General features: G+C 46.9%; 10 protein-coding genes. 5 read left to right on the forward strand and 5 right to left on the reverse strand.

The window, feature by feature from the left end; all coding sequences use genetic code 11:
* Positions 1-544: 544 nt before the first annotated feature.
* The 5 genes from mnmG to rpmH form a co-directional block, all read right to left on the reverse strand.
* Positions 545-2,425 (reverse strand): tRNA uridine-5-carboxymethylaminomethyl(34) synthesis enzyme MnmG, encoded by a 1,881-nt coding sequence (mnmG, locus tag MRJ96_05575; protein ID MDR4500903.1) that lies wholly within the window; start codon positions 2,423-2,425, stop codon positions 545-547.
* A gap of 126 nt (positions 2,426-2,551) precedes the next feature.
* Positions 2,552-3,997, reverse strand: coding sequence for a tRNA uridine-5-carboxymethylaminomethyl(34) synthesis GTPase MnmE (gene mnmE / locus MRJ96_05580; protein MDR4500904.1), 1,446 nt, complete (start codon positions 3,995-3,997; stop codon positions 2,552-2,554).
* Positions 3,998-3,999: 2 nt separating this feature from the next.
* Positions 4,000-5,829, reverse strand: a complete 1,830-nt coding sequence (gene yidC / locus MRJ96_05585; GenBank protein MDR4500905.1) for a membrane protein insertase YidC — start codon at positions 5,827-5,829, stop codon at positions 4,000-4,002.
* 105 nt (positions 5,830-5,934) lie between these two features.
* A complete protein-coding gene (yidD, locus tag MRJ96_05590; GenBank protein ID MDR4500906.1) occupies positions 5,935-6,144 on the reverse strand; it encodes a membrane protein insertion efficiency factor YidD in 210 nt (69 codons plus the stop codon).
* A 357-nt stretch (positions 6,145-6,501) separates the two neighbouring features.
* A complete protein-coding gene (rpmH, locus tag MRJ96_05595) occupies positions 6,502-6,648 on the reverse strand; it encodes a 50S ribosomal protein L34 (protein ID MDR4500907.1) in 147 nt (48 codons plus the stop codon).
* A gap of 230 nt (positions 6,649-6,878) precedes the next feature.
* Here rpmH and hisS point away from each other — a divergent pair, with 230 nt between their 5' ends.
* The 5 genes from hisS (at position 6,879) to dnaN (ending at position 11,802) form a co-directional block, all read left to right on the forward strand.
* Positions 6,879-8,159, forward strand: a complete 1,281-nt coding sequence (gene hisS / locus MRJ96_05600; GenBank protein ID MDR4500908.1) for a histidine--tRNA ligase — start codon at positions 6,879-6,881, stop codon at positions 8,157-8,159.
* 150 nt (positions 8,160-8,309) lie between these two features.
* Entirely contained in the window at positions 8,310-8,657 is a 348-nt protein-coding gene (locus tag MRJ96_05605) for a hypothetical protein (protein ID MDR4500909.1), read from the forward strand.
* Between the two features lie 11 nt (positions 8,658-8,668).
* Positions 8,669-8,959 carry a hypothetical protein gene (locus tag MRJ96_05610; GenBank protein MDR4500910.1) on the forward strand — a complete coding sequence of 97 codons (291 nt, stop codon included), beginning with the start codon at positions 8,669-8,671 and terminating at the stop codon, positions 8,957-8,959.
* Positions 8,960-9,273: 314 nt separating this feature from the next.
* On the forward strand, positions 9,274-10,653 hold the full coding sequence (dnaA, locus tag MRJ96_05615) for a chromosomal replication initiator protein DnaA (GenBank protein MDR4500911.1): 1,380 nt from the start codon (positions 9,274-9,276) through the stop codon (positions 10,651-10,653).
* 21 nt (positions 10,654-10,674) lie between these two features.
* Entirely contained in the window at positions 10,675-11,802 is a 1,128-nt protein-coding gene (dnaN, locus tag MRJ96_05620) for a DNA polymerase III subunit beta (protein ID MDR4500912.1), read from the forward strand.
* Positions 11,803-11,844: the final 42 nt, after the last annotated feature.

Genomic DNA, 11,844 nt, shown 5'->3' on the forward strand with positions numbered 1-11,844 from the left:
TAGGTTCAACCAGAGTCAGGGAAATGTGGGGAAAGACAATCTTAAGTGGAAGACCAGGAAAACCTCCTCCACTTCCGATATCGATAAACGACTGGCCCATTCGATGATTTTGAGCCAGAGAGAACGCTAAAGAATCGACAAAAAGGTTGACGACAATATCAGACGTTGAACTGAGACCGGTGAGGTTAATTTTTTCATTCCATCGAGTAAGTTCTTCGAAATAGACAAGGAATTTTTTAATGGTCTCATCAGATAATGTGAGACCAAATTCCTCCGCGCCTGATATGAGTATGGATTCGATAGACCTCTTTTGTTCCACGTGGAACACTTGAACACCTGCAATGAAGTTTCCAGTTGCTAGACAAGTCTCATCTAAAAACAATTACCATAGGCTTGAGGCCTTTAAATCTACCGTGTCCAAGAACACCTCTAATTAAAATACCAATGGCTAATCATGGAAGAACAGAGAATGCTTGTGAAGCAAACCCTTGCACACCAGGGAACACAATAATGCTTTCTTTGACGCTAGAAAAATACTGTTGAGTTAGGACGTCGCATAATCACGCCGACGCCTATGACGATCAAGCGCGACAAGAAGAAGTGAAATCGCAGCCGGCGTGACTCCTGAGATTCGCGAGGCCTGTCCGATTGATGAAGGCTTTATAAGGGATAATTTCTCAATCACCTCGTTTGAAAATCCTGTGATCGATCGATAATCAAAGCCTACCGGGATACGGCGATCTTCTAATTTTCTAAATTTTTCGACCTGCTGCTCTTGCCGTTGTATGTATCCTTCATACTTGACGGCCACCTCCAGAGACTCCATAAAATCGTCATCGAATTCTTCGTGCTCGACGGAATCCGAGAGCAATTGCCTATACGTAATATTTGGTCTTTTGAGCAGTTGGGCCAAGGTGAGATTATTGGTGCTGAGATCAATACCCAACGATTGAATAAATTGAAATCCATTTGATTTAGATGGCGTCGTACCCTGCAATCGACTCATTTCCCGTTCAAAAAATTCACGCTTCTGTTCAAACTTCCCAAACATACGATCGTCGATCAACCCCAGACGATGACCGATATCCATCAATCGCATATCTGCATTATCCTGCCTCAGGAGCAGACGATGTTCTGCGCGCGACGTAAACATCCGGTAGGGTTCATGAGTATCCTTTGTGATCAAATCATCGATGAGTACGCCTATGTAGGCTTGAGAGCGGTCAAGAATGAGGGGAGGCTCACCCTTCACACGAAGCGCGGCATTTATTCCTGCGATAATACCCTGCGCCGCGGCTTCTTCATAGCCGGAAGTCCCGTTTATCTGACCGGCATGGTACAGACCTCTGACAATCTTCGTCTCTAAGGTCTCATGAAGCTGTCGCGGAGGAAAGTAGTCATATTCAATGGCATAGCCTGGTCGTAGAAACTTGGCATGTTCCAATCCTGGAATGGTTTTGACCATCGCCTGCTGAACATCGATGGGAAGACTCGTAGAGATACCATTGGGATAATAGGAGTTTGAATGTAATTCTTCTGGCTCCAAAAAAATCTGGTGCTGGGTTTTATCGGCGAACCTGACCACTTTATCCTCGATGGATGGACAATACCGAGGGCCAGTCGCGTCGATCACGCCGGAATACATAGGTGATCGATCAAGATTTTCTCGAATTATGCGATGAGTTTCCTGATTGGTATAGGTAATGTGACAGGATATCTGCGGATTGGTGATGGCAGAGGTTCGATACGAAAACGGTCGGGGTGGAGTATCACCTGGCTGCGCGACGGTTTTGTCAAAACAAATACTGTCTCGATCTAATCGCGGAGGCGTTCCTGTCTTCAATCTCCCAACCTGAAACCCTAAGTCTCGCATACAGTCGGAAAGATGTTCGGCGGAAAATTCTCCGGCTCTTCCACCGGGAAGATGATTCAACCCGACATGCATCAACCCCTTGAGAAAGGTCCCTGAAGTTAAAACCACTGCACGGGATAGCACTTTGATTCCGTCCTTAAGGATAACTCCTTCTACCTGACCGGCTCGTGTCATGATTCGATCCACCGTGCTCGAGATAATCTGCAATCTATCCTGCCGGCGCAATGTTTGTTGCATGGCCTGGCTATACATCCGCTTATCACACTGCACACGGAGCGCTCGCACGGCTGGCCCTTTTTTGGTGTTCAGCATGCGAAATTGTATGCCTGATAAATCAGTATTAATACCTATTTCTCCTCCCAATGCATCAATTTCCCTTACGAGATGTCCCTTAGCTATTCCACCCATTGCCGGATTACAGGGCATTTGGGCGATCTTTGACTCGTCGATGGTCACCAGGGCAACGTAACAGCCCATACGTGCCGCAGCCAGCGCAGCCTCGCATCCAGCATGCCCTCCTCCGACAACGACGATGTCAACATTGATCGACATACTGTTTTCCCTCACCAAGACCTTGATACAGAATAGCCGAACGTCTCACACTTGTCCCTGAACTCCGTTTGAACAATTCTATACTTTATTCTCTCAACTTACCTAAAATAGTTTACCTGCGAATCTTCACTTTCCTATACAAAACTCCGAGAACACACGGTCAAGAATATCATCGGTACTGGTCGAACCGGTAATTTCACCAAGATACTGTAGCGAAGCGCGCAAATCTACGGCAACACAATCGCACGAAAACTCCTGTTCAATCGCGAAAAGAGCATTGACGATGGCCTCCTGCGCCGAGAGCAGAGCTTGTTTATGACGAAGCCGTGTGATGAGCAAGGAATCTCTCGTTTCTCGTCTATCTCGAATCAAGACATCGGCTATTTTCTGGCGCAGCCGATCCATTCCATCATGAGTTTTTGCCGAAACAGGCACGAGTACGGTGTGATCAGGATTGACATCTTCTACTGATGCTTCGTTAAGGCAAGCTTCAACATCCCGTTCATGGACTTTGACTGGCAAATCGGTTTTGTTCAAGATCAGAACCCGCTTCTTTTTCGCACTGTCCTGAATTAGCTTGATATCTTCTGGCGCGAGGTCTTGCGAAGCATCAATCACGAGCAAAAGAAGTTCTGCCTGCTTAAGTGCTTCTTCGGAACGACGGATTCCCTCTTCTTCGATTTCGTCACTGGCCTCCCGGATGCCGGCAGTATCTCGTAACCGAAGCAAGATCCCGTTGACAGTGAGCGCTTCTTCCAAGACATCTCGCGTCGTGCCCGGAATAGATGAGACAATGGCGCGATTCGTTCGTAAAAGCGCGTTCAGCAAACTAGATTTCCCGGCATTCGGTCTTCCGATGATGGCCGTATTGACACCCTCACGAATGATTCGACCATGTTCTGCGGTCTTGAGTAATGTGGAGATATCACCTTGGATCAGCATCAACGTCTCCTTGAGCTCATCCTGTTCTAGAAAGGTGATGTCTTCTTCGACAAAATCCAATCCGGCTTCAAGATGGGCCAGCACGCGAATCAATCGTTCCCGGATGCGTTCGACCGTGTCGGCCAAGCCTCCGGCTAATTGTTCCTGCGCGAGCTGAAGGCTCATCGATGTCGTCGCTCGTATCGTATCCAGAACAGCCTCAGCCTGTGTCAGGTCCAGGCGACCACGAAGAAAAGCTCGCCGCGTAAATTCTCCTGGCTCTGCGAGCCGCGCTCCTTCCTGTATCAATGCTTCACACACCATTGTCAGGACGAGCGGCCCTCCGTGACAGTGAATCTCGAAGACATCCTCTCCCGTATACGATCGCGGGGCCCGCATATGCACAACCAAGGCTTCGTCGATTTTTTTCATCGCGGCATGAACTGACGACATCTCAGAGTCCAGGAGTGCGACTCGCACATCCGCCAAATAGAGCTGATGACTCTTCATAGTTTGCAAGGGTATCCCTCGCCGAAGAGTGATAATCTTCGAGGTCAAACGCTGTGAATCCGGACCACTGACGCGGACGATGCCGATGCCACCCTCGCCAACAGGTGTGGCAATGGCACAAATCGTATCATCCAGCTGCACGCTCACTTCCTGCCTTTACGCCTGTTCTTCCCCTTCTCAGGAGCCTTGGGTGGGTCTTGTGGATCCTTGGACTTCTTGTCTTTCTGGTCTTGGGAATCGTTGGGAGGGTCGCCATCAGATTGTGGCGATGAAAAAGTTGGTTTTTTAAAAATGTACCGGTCTGTGATGAATTGTTGCAGAATGGTGAGAACATTGTTGGTGACCCAATACAACACGAGCCCGGCGGGAAAGGTCAGGAATAAAAAGGTCAATCCGACCGGAAGGAACAACATCATTTTGGCCTGTGTCGGGTCCATCGTGGTGGGCATGATTTTTTGTTGCAGGACCATCGAGGCTCCCATCAGTATCGGCAACACGTAATAGGGGTCAGGGACCGATAAATCCGTAATCCATAACATAAACGGAGCTTGGCGAAGATCGACAGTCATGTACAGGATGTTAAACAGCGAGATAAACGCCGGCATTTGCAGGAACATCGGAAGGCATCCACCGACCGGGTTCACTTTGTGATCCTTGTAGAGTTTCATCAACTCTTTATTGAGCCGCTCGCGATCGTCCTTATATTTATTCTGGATCTCCAAGACCTTGGGTTGAATCTTCTGCATCCCTTGCATCGATTTGTAACTTTTATATTGCAAGGGAACGAACAACAACTTGATGCAGACGGTCAAGAGTATGATGGCGATACCGTAATTATGTGTGTACTCATAGAAATATCGCAGGACATAGAACAGAGGCTTGGCCACAGCCTTCACGACGCTCCAGTTGTCATAGATAAACCAGCCGAAGTCGATCGTATCTTCCAAACCGATGTGAAAGTCTTTGAGAATGTCGAATTGTTTCGGACCAGCATAAAGACGAAATGTGTAACTGTGCGGTCCCTGTGCCCCGTCGAATTTCACGCCGGCTGTGATGACATGCTCGAGTTCTTCTTGCGCGAAATATCCTTCCGCCTTTTCAGGGATGATCACACTCATGAAGTATTTGTCTTGCAATGCACCCCAACGGATATTCCCTGTCTGTTCGAGATATGCTTTGGTGCCCGGTTCGGCACCCTCATCGAATTCTGGTGATGCCTTTTCTAATTTATCTCCGATCATCCAGGCCGGCCCCAATGATCCGATGAAACCTTGCCCCCATTCGACAATGCCGAAATTCGTTCCCAGCAGTACATTAAGATCATGACTTACGCCTTCGACATTGACAGTCACATCGACAACATAGGAATTATGATGAAACGTAAAATTTTTCTGTATTCGCACACCATGTTCCGCGGACTGATAAGTCATGGACATGTGCCCGACGGGATGTGTCTCATCCAAGACCGAGAAGTCGCGTTCAACTTCATAAATAGCTTCCTGGGCCGCCTGAGTGACTTTGTCATCATCAGTCGAAAGGGATAAAGGACCGGCGAATTGTCCTTCGGAATAGACAAGTTCGATTGGAACCGGATCATCGGATTGCGTGAGGTAGCGGGTTAATTTCCAGCTCTTGATCTGCGCACCGCGGTTCGAAATTTCCGCTCGATAGAGTGGTGTGTCTATCGTCTCTATCTTGACTTCCGCGTTCGTCGTCTGGGACTGGGAGTCGTTGGCGGGTGCCTCGTTTGAGCTGACCGATGAGCGATCGGGACTGTTATCGGGAGTATTGGCTTCTGGCGTTCCTAGTTCGGGCTCTTCTCCTGTCTTTTTGTTGGTTGAAGGAGCTTCCTCCGTCTGATCGATGATTACTGAATCACTGACCGGAACGAACCCATATTGTTTCAAGACCAGATCCCAGCCAATGATGATTCCCAAACAGAGGATGATAAACAAGACGACGCGTTTTTCCATTGGCTTTAATATTTCCCTGACAGATTGAAGTCTCTATGGCGCATGAACGTACTCTATTCGACCCATCCCGACGACCGAGAAAAGCTCATACAACGGAGAATAGGGTTAGGGAACAAGATCCGTCCCACCAGAATGGAACGGTTGACACTTCAGAAGCCTAATCATCGTCAAACTCAACCCCTTAACGGCTCCATAGCGACGTATGGCTTCGTAAGCGTAATAAGAGCAAGTTGGATAAAATCGACAGTGTGGTCTAAAGAAGGGCGAAATCCATCGTTGATAAATTGAGATTAACCAGAGAATGATTCGGGACATGACGGATGAGGAGAGGGACGAAGAACCCCAATCTTGTGAAGGGCTATTTTCCAATTTTTTTGAACGATTTGAAACTGTTGATCCAAGACCGACGGCTTAGGAAATATGATGATGTCGTATCCTTTTACCAGTTCATCATGGATAGCCCGCACTAGCTCTCGAAAGATCCGCTTAGCTCGATTTCGAAGAACTGCCTTCCCAAAGCGCCGACCAACGACTATACCAACACGAGACGAAGAAATCTGATTTTCACAGAACATGACGTTAAACAGTGAATTCTGAAGACGCCTGCCTCGTAACTTGACTCGAGCATAGTCCCGCGATTTCTTCAAGAATAACTCGGCGTCAGATGCACGTCTATTCATCCGAAACAGTGAGACGATACCGTCCTTTCTTTCTTCTCCTTGCGAGTACTTTGCGTCCATTCTTCGTGCTCATTCGCTTGCGAAAACCGTGGTCCCGTTTTCTTTTTAAATTTGAGGGCTGTCGATAGGTCATTGACACGGCAAGATCTCCTTCATGGTTTTATTGATGCAAACCGCAAATTATCGTGATTCAGCTCGAGTAAGTCAATGAGGGCACTCTTTACACACAAAAAGATTGGAGAATCACTTCCCCACTCCCTTGGCTCCGCAGGACTCTAATTGACTGAACCACATACGAACGATATAGTCCATTTTGAAAAAAACACAAGTAAATATCATGAGTTATCGCATACTTCAGGAAGAAAAACTGTGAAAATTCGAGGCATTAAAGGTATCAAAGACATTCTTCCAGGCCAGATGAATAGTTGGGATGCCGTTGAATCCACTGCTCATAAACTGGCTCAATGCTATGGCTTTTCAGAAATTCGAATCCCAATTTTTGAACAGACGCAATTGTACTCGAGAAGTATTGGGGAATCTACCGATGTGGTGGAAAAGGAAATGTACACCTTCGCTGATCGTGATGGTACATCGTTGACCCTGCGCCCAGAGGGAACCGCTGGTGTCGTGAGATCCTACCTCGAACACAATTTACATACCCAGTTTGCAAACCGAAAACTCTACTACATCGGGCCAATGTTCCGTCATGAGCGTCCTCAGGCCGGTCGTTATCGACAGTTTCATCAATTTGGCGTGGAGGTCTTTGGAACGGATGATCCTTACATGGACGTCGAGGTCATTGCGTTACTATGGCAGTATTTTCACGAATTACAGCTTCCCGACCTTACGTTATACCTTAATTCGATAGGAACCCCAGAAGACCGACAGCGTTACACGAAAGAACTTCAAGATCATCTCACACCTCGTATCAAGGACTTCTGTGGGAACTGCCAGCGTCGACTATCAACCAATCCCCTACGAATCCTCGATTGCAAAGTCCCGTCATGTCAAACGCTCACTGATAAGGCGCCAAAGATCCTCGATCATCTCTCTCCATCTGCCTCAGCACACTTCCAGGCCGTGCTTGACGGCCTTGCTCTCCTGAACATCTCCTATACCATTGACCACAGACTCGTTCGAGGGCTGGATTACTACACTCAAACAACGTTTGAAATGACTTCATCCAACTTGGGAGCCCAGAATACCATAGGGGCTGGGGGAAGGTATGACGGACTCGTCAGGAATTTAGGAGGGCCAGACACACCCGCTGTCGGTTTTGCGGTCGGTCTTGAACGGGTGAATCTCCTTATTCCTTCCACGATTCTTTCAGAACCTTCACCTTTGGTTGTCGTAGCTGGGTTTGGGCTCAAAGGACGACCTGCAGGCCTTCAACTCTTATCTCGTCTCCGTGAATCTGGAATTCGGGCCGATTCAGACTTTCGGGCCAATTCGCTGAAGGCTCACTTAAAATCGGCAGATAAACTTGACGCGCTCGCAACAATCATCATCGGAGATGATGAAGTCCATAAAGGCCTTATCGTCTTAAGGAATATGCGAGATAAACGACAGACTGAAATACCCATACCCCATGTCCCGGATCGCCTGAATTCATGGATCCACCACGATACGGACATCTTTCTAAATTCTTGACTTTTTTCGCGAATAACTGTTATTTTTTCTCTTACTTTTCAATAAGAAACGATTTTTTCGTTTATCCCTCCGCTGTTCGATACAGCATGCTTTCTGGTGTGTTATCAATCGTATACGTTTCCAATTCTTCAATGGTTTGTTAATGCATCCATGTCTTTATCACTCATTGTCCTAATCCGTAAGGATCCAACGGTTTCTCAACAACCCGTAGAGGGCTTACGCATTGCTCTCGGTCTATCAACTGGCCCCAATCGATTAACGATCATCCTTATGGGAAACGCTCGCATGCTCGTCACTGATGAACTGAGCCCAGCTATCATGGATTTAGATACCCTCGAAAAATACTTACCCTCCATTCAGGATTTACAATTACCAATCGTCCTTCCGGAGGGAAGTGAACAGTCATTTGATTTAGACCCTGACTTTTCCCTACAAAAGAAGTCAAAACGAGACATTCAGACCCTCCTTCATGAAGCTGATAGAGTTGTTGTTTTTTGAGTAAATTCAGGATGGCCTCTCAGGTGAAACCCCATTCTCTCTATATTCTTTCTCCTAGAGCACAGGAATCTCATGATTTTGAATTCATTGATGATATCAAACAGTATGTTGAGCAACATGAAATCCAGTCGTCACTTGTTCTATTAGAGGAACCTAAAGGTCAATATCAGTTCTTTGGGGAAAAACAATATATTATTCAAGAAGATAGAGAATGTCAGGTTCAAGCGTTATCACAGACTCCAATTTCATATAAAGATCTTTTGAACCTAATTTTTATTTCAGATCGGATCTTGATTTTCTAACAGATATAAACATGAGATTGTACGACTCTTCTCTTATGTTTTCTGTCTAAATACCAAATTCGTCGTAAGAGTCGGAAGAATAGTAGGACCTGTTAATAACAGGAAGTTTAAATGAAAAATGTTTAAAATCATTACTTTAGACGTTCTATTGTATCTTGGAAACTTGTGAAGTACTCTCAGATTTCAAGAGAAAATCTGTAGATGACATGGTGTATGAGGCTGAAGAAGGTGGTGGTAGCTTGCTTTTTTTATAAGGGGTTCTTCGTTAACGTTTTAAAATTCTCATTGAATTATTAACAGGTGTTTATAAGTCTGTGAATAAATTAGATTCTTCAACGGTCGACCTTCAACATACTTGGAGTCAGGTACTTGATTTCCTGCAACCCCGAGTGGGGGGAGAGGTGTTGGAGACCTGGTTTAACCCCTTGTTATACGAGGGAATTAATGGGAAAAAAGCTAGAATTTCTGTCCCTAATAAATTCTTTGGCGAGTGGTTAAGCCGGAATTATTTGGCTGTTTTGACGGAAGCCATTCAAGTCGTGGGAGCGGTATCTGGTCCCGTAGAAGTTGACTTTATCGTGAGGGAATCTAACGAAGACCCGTATTCCCAGTCAGGCGCACCGATTAGGAATCCACCACGAGATCCCCAATCCGTCTTGAATCGGAACAAGAAGTCCCCATTACCAAACCCTAAATACACGTTCGATAACTTTGTGGTCGGTGCAAGCAATCAATTTGCTCATGCCGCCAGTCGAGCTGTCGCGGAGTCTCCTGCCTTAGCCTATAATCCACTGTTCATCTACGGAGGGGTAGGCTTAGGAAAAACACATCTTCTGCATTCGATCGGAAATTACGTGGCCCAGAACGGAGAACTCCGAATCGCGTATGTCACCACGGAACAATTTACGAATGAAGTGATCAACTCCATACGCTACGACAAAATGATTGAACTCCGGCGTCGGTATCGTAACGTTGATATGTTGCTGATCGACGATATCCAGTTTTTGGCAGGAAAGGAGCGGACACAGGAAGAATTTTTTCATACGTTTAACTCTCTCTACGAGGCTCGGAAACAGATCGTGCTTTCCAGTGATCGTTTTCCTAAAGAGATGCCGTCGATGGAAGAACGTCTGCGGTCGCGGTTTGAATGGGGGTTGATCGCGGACCTGCAACAGCCGGACGTCGAAACGCGCATAGCCATCCTCAGAAAAAAATCTGAAGAAGAAGGTGTGGGGATATCAGAAGAAGTCATTCAATTGTTGGCCGCGAATCTCAAGAGCAACATCCGAGAAATTGAAGGGGCACTCATTCGTCTGGGTGCGTATGCATCACTGACCGGCCAAGTCATTACGGTCGAGATGACGAAGAATGTCCTGCGTGACTTGTTAGGGGGAAAGCGGAATGTGATCACGATCGAAGACATTCAGGAGGCCGTCGCAAACCGGTTTCATGTCAAGGTTTCGGACTTAAAATCGAAACGTCGAACGAAGACCCTCGTTCATCCCCGACAGGTTGCCATGTATCTTTGTCGTGAACTCACGGATGCCTCATTTCCTGAAATAGGCCGAGATTTCGGGGGGAAAGATCATACGACGATTATCCACGCCTGCAAGCAAATTCAAAAATCACAAGAAACAGATTCCGTGTTACGAAATACGATTATGAGTCTGAAAGAAGAGATCGGAAAAGGTTAGCCTCCGCAGGAGTTTGGAATTATGAAGGTCACGATCCAACGGCAAGGACTGCTCACGGCCCTTCAGCGTGTTCAGGGAGTCGTCGAAAAAAGAAACACGATGCCCATCTTGGCGAATATTCTTCTAGAAGCCAAAGAAGATGGACTAGACATTCTCGCAACCGACTTAGAGTTGGCCATGCGTGGACTCTACAATGCGAAGGTGGACCAACCTGGAGCCGTTACCTTTTCGGCTCGGAAGCTGTTTGAAATATTGAAGGAGATCCGCGAACCAGAAATTCAGATTACCGTATCGGACAATTCCTGGGTGACCATCAAGGCTGGTCGGAGCGAATTTCGTGTTGTTGGTCTTCCAAGCCAGGATTTCCCCAGTCTCCCTGCCATCGAAAGGGACGGTCTTATTCCTCTTCCTTCATCCGGGCTCTTAGAATTAATCCGACATACCATTTTCGCGGTTGGTGACAACGACACTCGCTACGTCCTCAATGGAGTCTTAGTCTCCATTACCAGTGGCCCGGCCCAAAAAGCCACGATTCGACTCGTCGGTACCGATGGGCATCGACTGGCCTTGGCGGAAGAGGAAGTCTCGATCGAGCCAGGATCCCTTCCAGACAATGAGACGAAAGTGATCATTCCCAAGAAGGCTGCAGTCGAAATCCGACGACTGTTAGAAGAGGATGACAACGAACCACTGGTGGGATTTACGAAGAATATGGTCATCTTCCGGAAAAGCGGACTTGTCCTGACATCGCGTGTCATGGAAGGCGCCTATCCTAATTACCAGCAGGTCGTTCCGAAAGAAGGATCCAAGAAGATTAAAGTCTCAAAGGACGATTTTGAAGGGGCCATTCGACGCGTGTCGTTGCTCTCCAAAGATAAGTCCTACGCTATTAAACTCGCCTTTACAAAAGATCGAATTCATTTATCATCAAGTAACCCTGATTTGGGAGAAGCAAACGAAGAAATCGCCGCACAACATACAGGAGACGACTTTTCAACGGGGTTTAACGCCCGCTATTTGCTAGACGTCTTGAGTGCGATAGATGGGGAATTTCTGACTTTGCAGATGGAAACCCCGCTGAGTCCGTGCTTAATCCAGGAGCACGAGAATCCCAAATTCAAAGCCGTGGTTATGCCGGTCAAAGTCTAAGAGGCTTTGGATTATCGGGAGCATCATTTACTAACTTCATCG

The organism is Nitrospirales bacterium (genome assembly GCA_031315865.1).
Lineage (GTDB): Bacteria > Nitrospirota > Nitrospiria > Nitrospirales > UBA8639 > JAGQKC01.